We start from the raw sequence: 16,149 nt of genomic DNA on the forward strand, positions 1-16,149 counted from the left end.
ACAGGGTGGTCTCGACAAGCTCGACCACCGGAGCATCACGCCCCACACAGGGTGGTCTCGACAAGCTCGACCACCGGGCACCCCCCACCCAACAGCAGCAGCCGAAAAGCACTCCCGGCCACGAGGCACACACAGATAGATTCCCCCAGCGTGACCCAGTGGAAGACGATGGACGAGATCCTCGCGGCACGCACACGGTTCGAGACAGCCATCGCTGGCTGGACTCCCCCACAGGCCCACGGCGTCGGGCTCCGCCCCTCGGCGGCGACGTCCTACGAACCAGACCATTTCAAGCTGGTCAACGCCTACGGCCACCGCCTCCCGGCGGTGGTGATCGCGACGGTCGTCGGACACACGAGCGGCACCGCGGCGTACAGGATGACCAGAGAGGACCTCGAGCGGGCGATCGAGCTGATCTCCCCCGCGGAGGCGTACGGAGAGTACGACCATCCGAACCTGTGGAGCTGGCGCGACCGGATCCTGCCGGCGCTGACCGAGGATCCCGAGGCCGAGGTGGTGGCGGTCTTCATCGGCGACGAGCCGGAGGAGTCACTCGATCCGGCGATCGACGCCTTCCGGCAAGCATTTCCGGACGAGGCGGTCGCGATCGCGGCGGCGACGGCGGGGGCGGCGGTCGTACGAGAGATGTACGGCACGGATCTGAGCCACTTCGACAAGTCGCCGACCGACTTCGCGACCGAGGCGGACATCGCCTCGGAGAAGGCGATCCGGGAGACGATCGCGACCTACCGGCCCGAGGACGCCTTCGAGGGCGAGGAGACCGGCCGCAGCGGCGACGGCGAGCGGCGGTGGCTGGTCGATCCGCTCTGCGGGACCCTCAACTACGCCGCCCAGACCCCGCTGGCCGCGGTGAACGTCGCACTCGTGACGCCCGACGGCGTCACGGCAGCGGTGGCGGCGGACCCGATCAGCGAGGAGATCTTCTGGACCGACGGGGCCTCGACGAGCTCGACCACCGGGGCCTGGTTGCGCCGGGGCGGCGGCGACACGGTCCTCACCCCGACCCCGCGGACCCGGCTGGTCGACATCCAGTGCGACGGGATGCTCGACCGGCCGTTCGTCGGCGGACAGCTCGTCGCCGACCCGCACCTGCGCGCCAACTTCGGCCCGCGGGTGATGTCCTCAACCCTCGCGGTCGCCTGGGTCGCGGCCGGCCGACGGGCGGCGTACGTCACCGACGGCTACCTCGAGGGGAGCGTCCACTTCACCGCCGGCATCGCGCTGTGCCAGGCCGCCGGCTGCGTCGTGACCGACCTCGAGGGCAACCCGATCCACACCGGCCGCGGGATGATCGCCGCGGCCGACGAGGCCACCCACCGGAAGCTGCTGGACCTGGTCCGCCCGCACCTGGAGGCGACGGGCGCACCCTGAGCCGAGAGGATCAGCGCTGCATCAGCGCGTCCATCGCGACCGCGACGGCAGCAGCGACGCGGAAGTCGATGCGCGGGTCGTGGACGGTGACGGTGTACTTGTCACGGAAGGCGAAGCGGCGCTCGATCGAGATCAGCGGCTGACCCTCGGACGACACGTAGTCGAAGTGGATCGGCAGGAAGTCGAGCTCGGTGAAGCGGCGCAGGATCGCGACGAGCTGGTTGCGCTCCTGACCGGTGCCGGCGTAGCCGGGGCCTTCGATGTGGAAGGTCGAGCGCAGCAGGCTCTTGCCGAAGTCCTTGCGGAAGAAGCCCAGCGGCGCGCCGGCGGCGTCGGTGACGTCGTAGCCCGCGTTGAGGTCCATCACCGCACGCGCCTTGAACGCGAAGACGGCCTGCGACTTCGACTCGTCGGCGTAGAACGTCACCTGCTCCTTGAACGCCAGCCGCTTCTGCTGTGCGAAGGCGAGCACCTGCCCCTCCGAGCCGTCGGGGTTGGCGGCCTGGGCGACGTACTTGTTGGCGAAGGGCGTGACCTTCTGGCGAAGGTAGAAGCGGGGTACGTGGTAGGGCTGCTGCGTCATGGGCGCAACGTACCCTCGTCAGCGCCGCCGCGCGACGAGATATGCCTGCGGCGTCCGCTCCCAGTTCTCGGCCGAGCGCACCACGGTCGCGGTGACCTCGAAACCTGCCTCCTCGAGGAGCGCGCTGGTCGCCTCGACAGGGAGCCGGTAGCCGTCGAAGGTGACGTCGTGACCGTAGGCGCCGATGTGGCGGACGTGCTCGTCGCCGACCTGGAAGGCGGTGACGAAACGCCCACCGCGCCGGGTGACCCTGGCGAGCTCGGCGATCACCTCGGGACGGCGCGACGGCGGGGTGTGGATCATCGAGTACCAGGCAAGCACGCCGGCGAGCTCGCCGTCGCGGAGCGGAAGTCGTGCCATGTCGCCGACCTCGAACCGGAGCGCCGGATGCCGCTCCATCGCCTGCGCGATCATGCCCGTCGACAGATCGACCCCGAAGACGTCGAGCCCACGCGCGGCCAGGTAGGCGGTGATCCGCCCGGGACCGCAGCCGATGTCACCAACGAGCCCGCCCCCGTCCTTGCGTACGTAGGCCGCGAACGTGTCGAGCACGCCGGCGTCGAACGAGGTCTCCGCCACCGAGGGGTCGACGATCTCGGCGTACGCCTTGGAGACCGTGTCGTAGGCCGCCCGGGTCTCGGTGACGTCGTAGGGCTCGGTCACGGGCGTCCCCGCAAGAAGGCACCGGTCATCGCCATCACCGACTCCGCCGCGGGGAACGTCGTCCCGTGGCGCCAGAAGCCGTGGATCTGCCCGACCGCACGGAAGGCGACCACCTCGACGCCGAGGTCGGCCAGCCGGAGCGCGAAGTCCTCGTTCTCGTCGGTGAGGATGTCACCCTCGGCGCTGACGATCAGCGTCGGCGGCAGGCTGCGGAGCTCCTCGTCGGATGCGAGATAGGGACCGAGGTCGGGGTTGCGGAGGTCGGCCTCGGTCGCGGCGTACTGCTTCCAGTACCAGGCCGCCTCCTCGCTCCAGCCGTCCTCCATCGCGTAGCCCGGGGTGCTCATCGACGGGTCGAGGAACGGGTAGACCAGCACCATCGCGCCGAAGACGCCCGGGTTGCGCAGCGCCGCGACGAGGGCGAGGTTGCCGCCGGCGCTGTCGCCGTGGACGTACGCCGGCAGCGCGCTCAGCAGCGGGTCGTTGGCCAGCCACTTGATGACCGTGTCGACGTCGTCGGGAGCCGCGGGATAGGGGTGCTCCGGCGGCCTGCGGTAGTCGACCGACAGCACCCGCAGCCCGCTCCGGTTGGCCAGCTTCCGGCACGCGCCGTCGTGGACCTCGACGTCGTTGAAGACGAAGCCACCGCCGTGGAGGTGCACGATCAGCCCCTCGCGTACGTCCTCGGGGGTGTAGAGCCGGCACGGGACGCCGTCGGCGTCGATCCCGGTGACCTCCGCGACCTCCTCCTTCGCCTCGGCCGCGGCGAGCTTGCGGGCCTCGTCGCGCTGGGCGGCGACGTCGACCTCCCAGACCGGTGGCGAGGCCTCCTCGGCGGCGATGGCACGGCGGGCGGCGGGGAAGAGTCGAACCATGTCAGAAGATTCCCACACGAGTGGCCGTGGTGCATGCTGAGGCGCATGACAGTGACGGGGGTTATGGGGACCTCGATCTACATCATCGACCTGCTGGTCAAGGTCGTCGCCCTCGGTGTCGTGCCGAAGAACCGGCGTCCCGGCAGCGCGATGGCGTGGCTGCTGGCGATCTTCCTGATCCCCGGCGTCGGCCTGATCGGATACCTGCTGCTCGGGCAGACGCGGCTCGACCGCCGCCGCCACGAGCGGCAGCGGGCGCTCAACGAGGAGGTGACCCGGTACGTCGCCGGGCTGCCGAGGCCGCCCTTCCCCGACTCGCTCTCGCAGGTCGACGCGACGACGATCGAGCTCAACGAGCGGCTCGGCTCGCTGCCCGCCACGCCGGGGAACCAGGTCGAGCTCATCGCCGACTACCGCGGCTCGATCGAGGCGATGACCGCGGCGGTCGACCAGGCTGAGCACTACGTGCACGTGCAGTTCTACATCACCGCCTGCGACCACATGACCGAGCCGTTCTTCGACGCCCTCGACCGGGCAACGGCGCGCGGGGTGAGCGTCCGGCTCCTCCTCGACCACCTGGGCTCCCGTGGCATCCCGGTCTGGCGACAGCTCGTCAAGCGGCTCGATGCCTCTGCCATCGACTGGCACCGGCTGCTGCCGATCGACCCCCTGCGCGGCCAGATCCGCAGGCCCGACCTGCGCAACCACCGCAAGCTCCTGGTCGTCGACGGCAGGGTCGCGTTCACCGGCTCGCAGAACCTCATCGAGCCCGGCTACGACAAGCCGAAGAACCACAGGGCCGGCCGCGAGTGGGTCGAGCTGACCGCCCGGATCGAGGGGCCGCTGGTCTCGGCGCTCAACGTCGTCTTCGCCAGCGACTGGAACACCGAGACCGGCGAGCTGCTGCGCTCCGAGCTCGCCGTCTCGTCGTCGGTCTGGGTGAGCTCGGAGCCCGTCGGTGACGTCACCGGCCAGATCGTGCCGAGCGGGCCGGGCGTCGACGCCGAGAACAACCTGCGCGCCTTCACCTCGCTGATCTATGCGGCCAAGGACCGGATCTCGATCACCAGCCCCTACTTCGTGCCCGACGAGTCGCTCCTCTACGCGGTGACGACCGCCGCCCGGCGCGGTGTCGCGGTGGAGCTGTTCGTCAGCGAGGGCAAGGACCAGTTCATGGTCTACCACGCCCAGCGCTCCTACTACGAGGCGCTGCTGGAGGCGGGCGTCCGCATCTACCTCTACCCCAAGCCCGCCGTGCTCCACTCCAAGCACTTCAGCATCGACGACGAGGTCGCTGTGCTCGGCTCGAGCAACATGGACATGCGCTCGTTCGCCCTCAACTACGAGGTCTCGCTCATGCTCTTCGACGGCGACCCGGTCGCGCAGCTGCGGAAGGTCGAGGACGGCTACCGGGCCATCTCGCGCGAGCTGCTGCTCGAGGAGTGGCTCGCGCGGCCGAGGGTCGCGGCGTACGTCGACAACGTGCTGCGCCTGACCGCCGCTCTGCAGTGAGTCTCCCGGCGCACCAGTCCGGGCGGCCGTACGCTCCGAACCCGTGATCATGAGCGCTCGAATCCTTGTCCTGCTGGCCCTTGTCGCCGCGGTGACCGTCGGCTGCGGCTCGGCGGAGACCGCACCGTCGCCGGCCGAGTCGTCGGCACCCTCGGCGGCACTCTCGTCCGAGGCAGCGCCGGTCACCTCGCCGTCGGCCGAGGGCTCGTCGGCCTCGTGCGAGACGCCGGGCCGCTACGCCGACTACTCCGCCGAGGCGGCGGCCGACGTGTGCTACACCGACACGATCCTCTTCTTCCACGCCCCGTGGTGCCCCGAGTGCCGTGGGTTCGAGAAGGCGATCGAGGGCGGGACGGTGCCGGACAAGACGCAGATCCTGAAGGTCGACTACGACTCCGCGACCGACCTGCGCAAGAAGTACGGGGTGACGATCCAGTCGACCTTCGTACGCGTCGACGCCACCGGCACGCGGATCAGGCTGTGGTCGGGCTACGGCCAGGACAAGTCGGTCGACGCCATCCTCGAGCACACCCGGTGACGCTGCTGGTCGCGTCGTTCCTCGCCGGCGCGCTCTCGGTGCTCGCCCCGTGCGTGGTGGCGTTCGTGCCGGCCGTCTTCTCCCGCGGGACCGGCGAGCGGCGGCCGTGGGTGGCGGTGGCCGCGCTGGGCGTCTCGGTCGTCGTTTTCAGCGTCGTGCTCAAGTCGACGACGCTGCTGATCGACGTCCCGCCACGGTTCTGGAGCATCGTCTCCGGGGTGATCGTGGCGCTCTTCGGTGTCGTGATGATCTGGCCCCGGCTGTGGGACACCGTCGCGTTACGGCTCGGGCTCGGTTCGCGCGCCCAGGAGCGCCTGGCCCGCGCGAGCACCCGTCGCGGGCTCGGCGGCGACATCCTCCTGGGCGCGAGCATGGGCCCGGTCTTCAGCGCCTGCAGCCCGACGTACGCCCTGATCGTGGCGGCGATCCTTCCGGCCGACCCGCTGCGCGGGCTCGGCTACCTGATCGCGTACGTCGTCGGCCTGACCCTCCTGCTGGCTGCGGTCATGGCGGGTGGGCGCGCGCTGATCGGCCGGCTGACGTGGGCCATCGACCCCGAGGGTCTCTTCCACAAGGTGCTCGGCACCGTCCTCGTCCTCATCGGCGTCGCGATCGCGACCGGGTTCGACAAGGCCCTGCTCACCATGCTGGTGGAGCAGGGCCTCTTCGACTGGCAGATCGGCCTCGAGGATCGGCTCAGCACCGATCGGTGACCGCTGGCTCAGGCCAGCAGCTTCGCGATCTGCGGAGCGATCTCGCGCAGGGCGCGACCACGGTGGGAGATGGCGTCCTTCTCCTCGACCGACAGCTCGGCGGACGTACGTCCGTCCTCGGTGTCGACCGCGACGAACAGGACGTCGTAGCCGAAGCCGCCCGAGCCACGGACCTCGCGGATGATCCGGCCGTCCATGCGTCCCTCCACGACGAGCTCACCGCCGTCCCAGACGAAGGCGATCGCGCACGCGAAGTGGGCGCCGCGGCGCTCGTCGGGGACATCGGAGAGCTGCGCGAGCAGCAGCTCGTTGTTGCGGGCGTCCGACTTGGGCGGGCCGCCCCAGCGGGCCGAGAGCACGCCGGGCATCCCGTTGAGCGCGTCGACGCAGAGACCCGAATCGTCGGCGACGGTCGGCAGCCCGGTGGCCTTGAAGCCGGCCCTGGCCTTGATCAGCGCGTTGCCCTCGAAGTCGGGCGCGTCCTCGACCGGCTCGTCGTAGTGGGCGACGTCGTCGAGGCCGACGACCGAGACCCCGGGCACCAGCGGCGAGAGGATCCGGAACATCTCGCCCAGCTTCTTGGCGTTGCGCGAGGCGACGTGGACCTTGGGCTCAGCCGGCAAGTGCGGCCTCCTGCAGCTTGGTCAGGTCGGCACAGCCCTTCTCGCCCAGCGCCAGCAGCAGGTCGAGCTCGGCACGGTCGAAGGCGGCGCCCTCGGCGGTGCCCTGCACCTCGACGAACTTGCCCTCGCCCGTCATCACGATGTTCATGTCGGTCTCGGCGCGGACGTCCTCCTCATAAGGAAGGTCGAGCCGCGGCACACCGTCGATGATCCCGACCGAGATCGCGGCGACGGAGCCGGTCAGCGCCTTGGAGACACCCAGCGAGGCGACGGCGTCGGCCAGCGCGACGTACGCGCCGGTGATCGCCGCGGTGCGGGTGCCACCGTCGGCCTGGAGCACGTCACAGTCGATGTTGATGGTGTTCTCGCCGAGCGCCTTGTAGTCGATGACGGCGCGCAGCGAGCGCCCGACCAGGCGGGAGATCTCGTGCGTACGCCCGCCGATCTTGCCCTTCACCGACTCGCGCGAGGAGCGCTCGTGGGTGGAGGCGGGCAGCATCGCGTACTCCGCCGTCACCCAGCCCAGCCCGGAGCCCTTGCGCCAGCGCGGCACGCCCTCGGAGGCGGAGGCGGCGCACAGGACACGGGTCTTGCCGAACTCGATGAGGACGGAACCGGCCGCGTGGTCGAGCCAGTTGCGGGTGATCTTGATGGGGCGCAGCTCGTCGTCGGCGCGCCCGTCAGCTCGTGTGGTCACGGGACCACCCTATGCAACGGTCTCCTGCCGGGGTTCACCGCTGGGTCGTGCCCAGGCCCGGCGTACGACCCACGGCCCCAGATCCCGTGCCCGCCGACCCATCCACGGCACGCCCTCCCCGGCCATCCACGCCAGGTCCTGCCGCCAGCTGGTCGGCAGCCCGCCGGCCGGCTCCAGCGAGGGCGGCTCGAAGGAGAAGCCGTACGCCACCAGCTGCTCCCCGAACGCCCGCGCCATCCGCCGGTGGCCGAGCTCCGAGGGATGCAGCCGGTCGGCGGCCCAGAACCTCCGCTCGTGCAGGTCGGGAACCGCACCCAGGTCGAGCCGCAGGCCACCGTAGGTGGCATGGACCTCGTCCCAGATGGCGTTGAGATCGGCCGTACGCCGCTGGATCGACCGCTTCATCCAGCCCGGCATCGGCCACATCACCGAGTGGTCGTGGAAGCGCGCCGTCATCAGCAGCGCACCCTGGCCCGCGAGCGCGTCGGCGCAGGTCATCAGGTCGTTCCGCAGCCTGGTGGTGTCCCAGGCCGAGCGCATCACGTCGTTGACCCCGACGATCAGCGAGGCCACATCGGGCCGGTGCGCCACCGCATCGGCGAGCTGCTGCTCGACCACCACGGTCGAGGTCGCCCCGATGATCGCGGTGTTGCAGAAGGAGATGTCGTACGTCTGTCCCAGAGCCTCGGCGAGCAGCCGGGCCCATCCTCGCCAACCCTCGGTGACCGGGTCGCCGAGCCCAACGGTGGCGCTGTCGCCCAGCGCCGCGTAACGCAGGTAGGTGCCCACGTCCGACAACGGTGACGGGGGTGGGTGCCGAAGCACCCACCCCCGCGTGTCGTGTCGCGAACAGTCCGATGAACTACTTCACCTCGGACTTGAGGACCCGGTAGGCGCCGAGCGCGACCGGGACCACGACCCACAGGAAGATGCTGCAGATCAGTGCGAGCACCTGCTGCGTACCGACGTCAGGAAGGTCCGCGCCGGCCGGCACCGACCCGGCACCCGCCGCGAACGGCGACAGCGCGTAGCCCATGTCGATGAACGGGATCACGTCGGCGGCCCAGTCGAAGATGAAGTAGAGCGTCGACCAGACCATCAGCGGCAGGAGCAGCTGGTCGACGTAGACGACCACGATCGAGAACGGCGTGCTGAGCAGGCACATCGCAAGCCCGAAGGCGCTCACGAAGTAGAGCAGCTGCTGCACGATCGTCCAGGCGAGGACCTCACCGTTGATCGACCAGCTGGCGTCGTAGCCGCCGACGGCCGCGGCGAGCGCGTTGCCGACGACACCGCACACGAGCGCCACGGCGATCAGGACCAGGGCGAGCGCGACGACGGCGACCAGCTTCGCCGCCATCACCCGAAGCCGGCTCGGCTCGAGGCTGAAGGTGACCATGTTGGTCCGCTGGCCCCACTCCTGGGTGACGATCATGATCGCCAGCACCGGGGTGAGCAGCGAGAGCGGGATCGTCAGGATCGAGGACCAGGCCGAGAGCCCCAGCGAGAAGTTGTCGTTGAGCGCGGCCACCAGGACCACGATGCCCATCGCCAGCAGCAGCATGCCCGCCGAGATGATCAGCAGGGCGCGCCCGGCGCGGGTGTCGGTCATCTTGCGCCACTCGACCAGCAGGAGCCGACCGAACGGCACCTTGGTCACCGCCGGCAGCGGCGTCGACGGCGCTACGGATACGGCGCTCATGCGGAGACTCCTTCGGCGTGGATCTGCGCGACGTTCTCGCGCTGGGTTTCGGCGGTGAGCTGCAGGAAGATGTCCTCGAGGCCGGCGCCGCCGTCGCGCAGGTCGGTGAGCACGACGTTGGACTCCAGGGCAGCCTTGCCCACCTCGGCCGGAGCGGCCGAGACCCGCATGCCGGTGCCGACCGGCTCGACGCTGTAGCCCTTGGCCTTGAGCGCCACGGTGAGCGCCTCGTTGTCCAGGGAGGTGACCAGCGACTGGCCGGCGGTGCCCTGGCTGGCGAGGATGGTGTCCTTGGTGCCCTCGGCCACGATGCGGCCGTTGCCGATGAGGATCAGCTCGTCGGCGATCTGCTCGACCTCGTGCAGCAGGTGGGAGGAGAGCAGGACGGTGCCGCCGCGGTCGGCGTACTCCTTGAGCAGGCCACGCATCCAGCGGATGCCCGCCGGGTCGAGACCGTTGGCCGGCTCGTCCAGGATCAGCACCTTCGGGTCACCGATCAGCGCGTGGGCGATGCCGAGACGCTGCTTCATGCCCAGGGAGTAGTTCTTGATCCGGCGCTTGGCCTCCGACGGCGTCAGCGAGACCAGCTCGAGCATCTCGTCGACGCGCGACTTCGGCAGACCCATCGTCATCGCGGCGAGCGTGAGCACCTCACGGCCGGTGCGACCGTCGTGCTGGGCGCTGGCGTCGAGCAGCACACCGACGTGGCGGCCCGGGTTGGGGAGGTCGGCATAGAGGCTGCCGTTGATCGTTGCCCGACCCTTGGTGGGGTTGGTCAGGCCGACCATGATGCGCATGGTGGTCGACTTGCCCGCGCCGTTCGGGCCGAGGAAGCCGGTGACTTTGCCTGCCTCGGCGGTGAACGACACGTCGTCGACCGCGGTGAAGGTCCCGTAGACCCTCGTCAGTCCTTCGACTTTGATCATGACGTACATCCTGCCGTGCGGCCGGCCCGGGCAGCATCGGACATACGGATGACCTGCAACCCGACAAAAGTATGGGTCCGCTCGCGACCACGGCATCGGGTCCGAGGGCTGTCGGGTCATTAACGTGTACGCCGTGCAGCAACGTTCCCCGGACGACTATCAGCCACGCCTGAGCGTGTGGGGACACGTCTGGCGCTATCTCGCCGCGCTCGGGATCAGCGCCCTCGGTCTGTCGAGCAGCGTGGGCGGCTGGCCGGACTGGCGACTCGCGCTCGACCTCGTCCTCGGCGTCGGCAGCCTGGTCCTGGTCTTCTGGCGGCGTCGCTGGCCGCTCACGGTCGTCACCGTCGTCACCGTCGCCAGCGCGTTCTCGATCCTCGCCGCCGGCGCGTCCGCGCTCGCCCTGGTCTCGCTGGCCACCCGCCGGCGCTGGCGCGAGATCATCCCGATGTCGCTGCTCAGCTTCGTGGCCGGGATGTTCTGGCTCGCGGTGATGGACACGGCCACCCCGTCCGGACCGACGGGGTTCGCGCTGTGGGGCATCAACGTCGGTGTCAGCGTGGCGGTCATCGCCGCGATGGTCGCCTGGGGCATGTACATCGGCTCCCGGCGCGAGCTGATCGCGACGCTCCGGCTCCGGGCGGAGACCGCTGAGGCCGAGCAGGCGCTGCGCGTCTCGCAGGCCCGCGAGACGGAGCGGCGGCGGATCGCCCGCGAGATGCACGACGTGCTCGCCCACCGCATCTCCCACATCTCCATGCAGGCCGGCGCGCTCGCCTACCGCGAGGACCTCTCCGCCGACGAGATCCGGGGCCAGGTCGCCACCATCCGCGACGGCGCCCACCGGGCCCTCGACGACCTCCGGACCGTGCTCGGCGTGCTGCGCGGCAACGGCGAGGACCCCGAGACCGCGCCCCAGCCGACGTACGCCGACATCGGCCGCCTCGTCGAGGAGGCCCGCACGGGCGGCATGAACATCACCTTCGAGGACGACGTCGAGGGCTCGCCGCCGGAGGCGGTCGGACGGTCGATCTACCGGGTCGTGCAGGAAGGCATCACCAACTCGCGCAAGCACGCCCCGGGAGCCCTGCTGCAGGTCGCGCTGCGTGGCTCCGAGGAGCACGGCATCGACGTCGAGCTGCGCAACCGGCTCGGCTTCGACTCGAACACGCCCGGCGCCGGCCTCGGCCTGGTCGGGCTCACCGAGCGCGTCGACCTCGCGGGCGGACGGCTCGCGCACCGCACGGAAAAGGATGTCTTCATCCTCGAAGCATGGCTACCGTGGGGCCAGTGAGCAGCCCAGGGACCACTCCGGAGAGCTTGGCCAAGATCAAGGTGGGGATCGTCGACGACGACCCGCTCGTGCGCTCGGCCCTCGGGCTGATGCTCGGCGGCCAGGCCGACATCGAGGTCGTCGGCGAGGCGACCGACGGCCAGGAGGCGCTCGCTCTGGTGCGTACGTCCGCCCCTGACGTGGTGCTGATGGACATCCGGATGCCGCGGATCAACGGCCTCGAGGCGACCCGGCGCCTGATGTCCGAGCCGCAGAAGCCGCGCGTCATCGTGCTGACCACCTTCGGTGCCGACGAGTACGTCGTCGACGCTCTCGCCGCCGGCGCCGACGGGTTCCTGCTCAAGGACACGCCTCCGCCCGAGATCGTCTCGGCGATCCGTGCGGTCGCCGCGGGCGAGCCGATCCTCTCCCCCAAGGCGACCCGCACCCTGATCACCCGGCTCCGTGCCGAGCCGACCGGCGAGCGCGCCGCTGCCGCCGGGCGCCGCCTCGAGGCGCTCACCGAGCGCGAGCACGAGGTCGCGCTCGCCGTCGGGCGCGGGCTGAGCAACGCCGAGATCGCCAAGGAGCTCTACCTCTCCATCCCGACCGTCAAGGCGCACGTCTCGCGCCTCTTCGACAAGCTCGGCGCCACCAACCGGGTCCAGATCGCGATCACCGTCCACGACGCCGGGCTGGTCTGAGCGCTCGTCTCACCGACCACACGGGTCACACCGTTCAGGTTGTTCCTGCACTTCTCTGGCGTTGCAACACCTGAGAAGTGCAGGCCTGGAAAATTTGTAGAGGCCGGTCAACCGGGTATCCCTACCGGACCTCAGACGTCGTACACAGCCCCCGTAGCCGCCAGCTCGGTCGGCCCGTCGAACGCAGACCGCGCCTCGCGGAGCGCATCGGCGGAGTCGTGCCAGGGCGGGACGTGGGTGATGACCAGCTTCTTCACGTGAGCCTTGGTGGCGTACTCCCCCGCGTGGACGCCGGTGATGTGGACCCCGGGAGGATTCTCGACGCCGTCGCGGAAGGCGGCCTCGCACACGAACAGGTCGGCGTCGGTGGCGATGTCGAGGAGCGCCTCGGTCTCGGCGGTGTCGCCGCTGTAGGCGATGACCTTGCCGTGCGCCTCGATCCGCAGCCCGTACGCATCGACGGGATGCTCCACGGGCGTCGGGGTGACCACGAACGGACCGAGATTGATCGGCCCGGTGTAGGTCGAGAACGCGAACTCCTCGCGCATCCCGGGGCGCTTGGGGAGGTCGTAGGCCTTCGCCAGCCGCCGGCCGGTGCCCTTGGGGCCGTAGACCGGGATCGGCGGCTGCGGGCCGGTCGGGTGCCACTTGCGCAGGACGTAGTAGGAGGTCATGTCGACGCAGTGGTCGGCGTGCAGGTGCGAGAGCAGGACCGCGTCGATCAGCAGCGGGTCCACGTAGCGCTGCAGGACACCGAGCGCGCCGTTGCCCATGTCGAGCACGATCCGCCAGGTCCGCCCCTCCGAGTCGTCGGCCTCGACGAGATAGCAGGAGGCGGGGCTCTCGGGCCCGGGATAGGAGCCCGAGCACCCGATGACGGTCAGCCGCATGCCGGACGTCATCCGAGGCCTCCGGCGAACTGCTGGGCGGCCGCGAGCTCGGGGCCGAGGAACCGGGCGCCGATGGCCTTGAACTCGGCCGGGTTGCCCGTGGTCAGGAACCTGTAGGTGGGCTCGCCGCCTTCGCGCATGAGGTCGTTCTCGGCGAGGACGCGGTAGACGTCCTTCGCCGACTCCTCGGCGCTGCTGACCAGCGTCACGTTGTCGCCCATCACATAGGAGATCACACCAGTCAGGAGCGGATAGTGGGTGCACCCGAGGATCAGCGTGTCGACCCCGGCACTGGTCAGCGGGTCCAGATATTCGTGCGCGGCAGCCAGGAGCTCGTCGCCGCCGGTGACGCCGGCCTCGACGAACGGGACGAACCGGGGGCACGCCCGGGTGTGCAGCGAGACGTGGGGCGCGGCGGCGAAGGCGTCGTCGTAGGCCATCGACTCGGCCGTCGCGTGGGTACAGATCACCCCGATACGGCCGGTGCGGGAGGCGGCGACGGCGCGGCGGGTCGCCGGCAGGATCACCTCGACCACGGGCAACGGCTTGTAACGCTCACGGGCGTCGCGCAGCATCGCGGCCGAGGCCGAGTTGCACGCGATGACCAGGGCTTTCACGCCCTGCTCGACGAGATGGTCGAGGCACTCCAGGGCGTACTCGCGCACCTCGGCGATCGGCCGCGGCCCGTAGGGCGCACGGGCGGTGTCGCCGACGTACAGGATCGACTCGTGGGCGAGCTGGTCGATCACCGACCGCGCCACGGTCAGACCACCGAAGCCCGAGTCGAAGATCCCGATCGGAGCGTCGCGGTCGGGCTGGGCTGAACCCAGGGGCGAGGTCGAACCCAGGGACGAGACGGACTGCACGATCGTCAAGGCTAGGCCCAAACACCGCTGCTTGGCAGTGCTGGGGGTCACTCGAGACATACCCGAGATCCATCTCACGTTCATGAGCAGGGCGGTTCGATGTTGTTAACGTCCGGTTATGACGATTTCTCGGCGCTCGCTGATGCTGGTGGTCCTGATCGCCCTGCTGGGCGTCACCTTCGCGGTCGTCGACCTGCCCGGACGGCCCGCGCAGGCGGCGACGACGAAGCGGGTGCTGGCGATCTCCGTCGACGGGCTCAGCGTGACCGCGATCGAGAAGCTCGGGCCCGGGCACCTGCCGAACCTCTACCGGCTGATGCGTGGCGGCGCCTCGACCCGCGAGGCGCGCAGCGAGTACGAGCAGAGCGTCACCCTCCCCAACCACACCTCGATGGTCACCAGCCGCCGGATCACCCGCTCCGCCCACGGCCACGGGGTCACCTGGAACACCGACCGGTCGTGGATGACGGTGCAGGAGGCCGCCGGACACCCGGTCTCGTCGGTCTTCAGCCAGGTCGGGCGCGCCGGCCGGAGCAGCGCCCTGTTCGCCTCGAAGTCCAAGTTCGGCCTCTTCGACCGCTCCTGGCCCTCCATCGACCGGTTCGTGGTCGACGGCGACGCCGACCTGGTCGACCGCGCGGCCACCGACCTGGCGACCAGGAAGCGCGCCTTCACCTTCGTCCACCTCGGCTCCCCCGACCACTACGGCCACCGCGACGGCGGGATGAGCGCGGCCTACCGCGCCTCGGTGATCCGCACCGACGCCCGCATCGGCAGGCTGCTCAAGGCGATCGACTCCTCGAGCGCGCTGAAGGGGTCGACGTACGTCATCCTGACCGCCGACCACGGCTTCAAGTCGGGCGCCACCGACCACAGTGCCCACCTCTACCCCAACTACCGGATCCCGTTCGTGGTGTGGGGTCCCGGCGTCGCCCGCGGCGCCTCGCTCTACCGGCTCAACCCCGACTACCGCGCGCCCGGGACCAGCCGGGCGACGTACGACGGCAGGCAGCCGATCCGCAACGGCGACCTCGGCAACCTGGCCCTGGACCTGCTCGGCCTGGGCCCGATCCCCGGCAGCACGCTGAACTCCGCTCAGTCACTAGACATTCGCTGAGCGTTCGCCCGGGGTGCCGTCGGGTTCACTTAGGGTGTGCCGGTGCGTCGCCTCTTCCCTCTCGTCTCCCTCGGCATCTTCGTCGTCGTGGTGCTCGTCGTCGCCTTCACCGCGCTGCCCGACCGGGACGGCGACGGCGGCAGAAGCGCGAAGCGTGAGCCCGCCCAGTCCGACCGGAAGGTGCTCGCGATCTCGATCGACGGGCTCAACCCGGACGCGCTGACGAAGCTCGGTCCGGCGAAGACGCCGAACATCCACCGGCTGATCGACGAGGGCGCCTCGACGCTCAACGCCCGCACGGCGTACGAGAAGAACATCACCCTGCCCAACCACACCGGCATGGTCACCAGCGACCCGATCGACGCCGACGAGGGCGGTCACGGGGTCACCTGGAACGTCGGCGACCCGTCGAAGTCGATCTCGAAGGACGAGGACTCGGTGTTCACCGTGGCCCACGAGGCCGGGCTCAGCACGGGCGTCTTCGTGACCAAGCAGAAGTTCGAGCTGTGGCAGCGGGCCTGGGAGGACGACATCGACCTGTTCGTGCCGATCGACGACCACGCCAAGCTGGTCCCGGAGGCGGTCGAGGACCTGGCCGACGAGCAGCGGGACCTCACCTTCGTCCACCTCTCGCTCCCCGACGTCGCCGGGCACAAGTCGGGCGGGATGTCGCCGGACTACCTCGACGCCGTCGCGGAGTCGGACTAGGAGGTCGGTGAGTTCCTGAAGGTGATCGACGAGGACGCCGACCTGAAGAAGGACCTCGACGTCATCCTCACCGCCGACCACGGCTTCAAGCCGGGGATCACCAACCACTCCGAGAAGGTCTACGAGAACTACCGGATCCCGTTCGTCGTGTGGGGCCCGGACGCCGCTGCCGGCGCCGACCTCTACGAGCTCAACACCGACGACTACCACGATCCCGGCAAGGGCCGCCCCGACTACGAGGGTCCCCAGCCCATCCGCAACGCCGATCTCGGCAACCTGGCCCTGGACCTCCTCGGCCTCGGCCCCATCGAGACCAGCGACATCGGCAAGGACCAGACGCTCGACGTCGAGTAGCCGGTAACCGAGT

The 16,149-nt window shown here is 70.0% G+C and carries 19 protein-coding genes; 9 read left to right on the top strand and 10 right to left on the bottom strand.

Features of this window, described 5'->3' with window-relative positions; translation table 11 throughout:
* The first annotated feature begins 150 nt into the window (after nt 1-150).
* Nucleotides 151-1,392 (top strand): inositol monophosphatase family protein, encoded by a 1,242-nt coding sequence (locus tag UG56_RS11300; protein ID WP_256206564.1) that lies wholly within the window; start codon nt 151-153, stop codon nt 1,390-1,392.
* A 10-nt stretch (nt 1,393-1,402) separates the two neighbouring features.
* Here the strand turns inward: UG56_RS11300 and UG56_RS11305 are convergent, their stop codons facing one another.
* The 3 genes from UG56_RS11305 to UG56_RS11315 are packed head-to-tail and all read right to left on the bottom strand — an operon-like array spanning nt 1,403 to nt 3,513.
* Entirely contained in the window at nt 1,403-1,975 is a 573-nt protein-coding gene (locus tag UG56_RS11305; RefSeq protein ID WP_045548521.1) for a hypothetical protein, read from the bottom strand.
* An 18-nt stretch (nt 1,976-1,993) separates the two neighbouring features.
* Complete coding sequence (locus UG56_RS11310; protein ID WP_045548522.1) at nt 1,994-2,638, bottom strand: class I SAM-dependent methyltransferase; 645 nt, start codon at nt 2,636-2,638, stop codon at nt 1,994-1,996.
* On the bottom strand, nt 2,635-3,513 hold the full coding sequence (locus UG56_RS11315) for an alpha/beta hydrolase (protein ID WP_045548523.1): 879 nt from the start codon (nt 3,511-3,513) through the stop codon (nt 2,635-2,637). Before UG56_RS11315 ends, UG56_RS11310 begins: the two co-directional genes overlap by 4 nt.
* Before the next feature lie 45 nt (nt 3,514-3,558).
* Between UG56_RS11315 and cls the strand changes: the two genes are divergently transcribed.
* From cls to UG56_RS11330, 3 genes are read left to right on the top strand one after another with little or no spacing between them, the layout of a single operon-like run.
* The gene (gene cls, locus UG56_RS11320) at nt 3,559-5,025 is read left to right on the top strand and encodes a cardiolipin synthase (RefSeq protein ID WP_045548524.1); all 1,467 of its coding nucleotides are present in this window, start codon (nt 3,559-3,561) and stop codon (nt 5,023-5,025) included.
* Nucleotides 5,026-5,074: 49 nt separating this feature from the next.
* Nucleotides 5,075-5,563: a thioredoxin family protein gene (locus UG56_RS11325; RefSeq protein WP_045548535.1), complete on the top strand. Its 489-nt coding sequence runs from the start codon at nt 5,075-5,077 to the stop codon at nt 5,561-5,563.
* Entirely contained in the window at nt 5,560-6,276 is a 717-nt protein-coding gene (locus UG56_RS11330) for a cytochrome c biogenesis CcdA family protein (RefSeq protein ID WP_045548525.1), read from the top strand. The genes UG56_RS11325 and UG56_RS11330 overlap by 4 nt, the downstream gene beginning before the upstream one ends.
* Before the next feature lie 8 nt (nt 6,277-6,284).
* Here UG56_RS11330 and rdgB read toward each other — a convergent pair whose 3' ends face one another.
* From rdgB to UG56_RS11355, 5 genes are all read right to left on the bottom strand, one after another.
* A complete protein-coding gene (gene rdgB, locus UG56_RS11335; RefSeq protein ID WP_084100916.1) occupies nt 6,285-6,899 on the bottom strand; it encodes an RdgB/HAM1 family non-canonical purine NTP pyrophosphatase in 615 nt (204 codons plus the stop codon).
* Nucleotides 6,889-7,596 carry a ribonuclease PH gene (gene rph, locus UG56_RS11340; protein WP_045548526.1) on the bottom strand — a complete coding sequence of 236 codons (708 nt, stop codon included), beginning with the start codon at nt 7,594-7,596 and terminating at the stop codon, nt 6,889-6,891. The genes rdgB and rph overlap by 11 nt, the downstream gene beginning before the upstream one ends.
* Nucleotides 7,597-7,605: 9 nt before the next feature.
* Nucleotides 7,606-8,385: an SGNH/GDSL hydrolase family protein gene (locus UG56_RS11345; protein ID WP_045548527.1), complete on the bottom strand. Its 780-nt coding sequence runs from the start codon at nt 8,383-8,385 to the stop codon at nt 7,606-7,608.
* A 73-nt stretch (nt 8,386-8,458) separates the two neighbouring features.
* Complete coding sequence (locus UG56_RS11350; protein WP_045548528.1) at nt 8,459-9,298, bottom strand: ABC transporter permease subunit; 840 nt, start codon at nt 9,296-9,298, stop codon at nt 8,459-8,461.
* On the bottom strand, nt 9,295-10,224 hold the full coding sequence (locus tag UG56_RS11355) for an ABC transporter ATP-binding protein (RefSeq protein ID WP_177191461.1): 930 nt from the start codon (nt 10,222-10,224) through the stop codon (nt 9,295-9,297). The genes UG56_RS11350 and UG56_RS11355 overlap by 4 nt, the downstream gene beginning before the upstream one ends.
* A 133-nt stretch (nt 10,225-10,357) precedes the next feature.
* Here UG56_RS11355 and UG56_RS11360 point away from each other — a divergent pair, with 133 nt between their 5' ends.
* Together UG56_RS11360 and UG56_RS11365 are read left to right on the top strand one after the other, a co-directional pair.
* On the top strand, nt 10,358-11,518 hold the full coding sequence (locus tag UG56_RS11360) for a sensor histidine kinase (protein WP_256206565.1): 1,161 nt from the start codon (nt 10,358-10,360) through the stop codon (nt 11,516-11,518).
* A complete protein-coding gene (locus UG56_RS11365) occupies nt 11,515-12,201 on the top strand; it encodes a response regulator (protein WP_084100919.1) in 687 nt (228 codons plus the stop codon). The genes UG56_RS11360 and UG56_RS11365 overlap by 4 nt, the downstream gene beginning before the upstream one ends.
* A 131-nt stretch (nt 12,202-12,332) precedes the next feature.
* On the opposite strand, the gene UG56_RS11370 is transcribed toward UG56_RS11365, so the two are convergent.
* Nucleotides 12,333-13,103, bottom strand: coding sequence for an MBL fold metallo-hydrolase (locus UG56_RS11370; protein WP_256206567.1), 771 nt, complete (start codon nt 13,101-13,103; stop codon nt 12,333-12,335).
* Complete coding sequence (murI, locus tag UG56_RS11375) at nt 13,100-13,957, bottom strand: glutamate racemase (protein WP_045550181.1); 858 nt, start codon at nt 13,955-13,957, stop codon at nt 13,100-13,102. The genes UG56_RS11370 and murI overlap by 4 nt, the downstream gene beginning before the upstream one ends.
* 118 nt (nt 13,958-14,075) lie before the next feature.
* On the opposite strand from murI, the gene UG56_RS11380 reads away from it, so the two are divergent.
* Genes UG56_RS11380 through UG56_RS11390 form a run of 3 tightly spaced genes read left to right on the top strand, consistent with a single transcriptional unit; the run spans nt 14,076 to nt 16,136 of the window.
* Nucleotides 14,076-15,074: an alkaline phosphatase family protein gene (locus UG56_RS11380; RefSeq protein WP_084100922.1), complete on the top strand. Its 999-nt coding sequence runs from the start codon at nt 14,076-14,078 to the stop codon at nt 15,072-15,074.
* A gap of 42 nt (nt 15,075-15,116) precedes the next feature.
* On the top strand, nt 15,117-15,782 hold the full coding sequence (locus UG56_RS11385; RefSeq protein WP_045550178.1) for an alkaline phosphatase family protein: 666 nt from the start codon (nt 15,117-15,119) through the stop codon (nt 15,780-15,782).
* 21 nt (nt 15,783-15,803) lie between these two features.
* Nucleotides 15,804-16,136, top strand: coding sequence for a hypothetical protein (locus tag UG56_RS11390; protein WP_045550177.1), 333 nt, complete (start codon nt 15,804-15,806; stop codon nt 16,134-16,136).
* The last annotated feature ends 13 nt before the right edge of the window (nt 16,137-16,149 follow it).

Origin of the sequence: Nocardioides luteus, from assembly GCF_000960475.2 — a bacterium.
Lineage (GTDB): Bacteria > Actinomycetota > Actinomycetes > Propionibacteriales > Nocardioidaceae > Nocardioides > Nocardioides luteus_A.

What these genes read in the sequence shown, in the direction of transcription:
- UG56_RS11355 (WP_177191461.1), bottom strand. Translation starts at nt 10,224, where the DNA reads ATGATCAAAGTCGAAGGACTGACGAGGGTCTACGGGACCTTCACCGCG.
- UG56_RS11315 (WP_045548523.1), bottom strand. Translation starts at nt 3,513, where the DNA reads ATGGTTCGACTCTTCCCCGCCGCCCGCCGTGCCATCGCCGCCGAGGAG.
- UG56_RS11305 (WP_045548521.1), bottom strand. Translation starts at nt 1,975, where the DNA reads ATGACGCAGCAGCCCTACCACGTACCCCGCTTCTACCTTCGCCAGAAG.
- UG56_RS11370 (WP_256206567.1), bottom strand. Translation starts at nt 13,103, where the DNA reads ATGACGTCCGGCATGCGGCTGACCGTCATCGGGTGCTCGGGCTCCTAT.
- UG56_RS11325 (WP_045548535.1), top strand. Translation starts at nt 5,075, where the DNA reads ATGAGCGCTCGAATCCTTGTCCTGCTGGCCCTTGTCGCCGCGGTGACC.
- UG56_RS11380 (WP_084100922.1), top strand. Translation starts at nt 14,076, where the DNA reads ATGACGATTTCTCGGCGCTCGCTGATGCTGGTGGTCCTGATCGCCCTG.
- UG56_RS11350 (WP_045548528.1), bottom strand. Translation starts at nt 9,298, where the DNA reads ATGAGCGCCGTATCCGTAGCGCCGTCGACGCCGCTGCCGGCGGTGACC.
- cls (WP_045548524.1), top strand. Translation starts at nt 3,559, where the DNA reads ATGACAGTGACGGGGGTTATGGGGACCTCGATCTACATCATCGACCTG.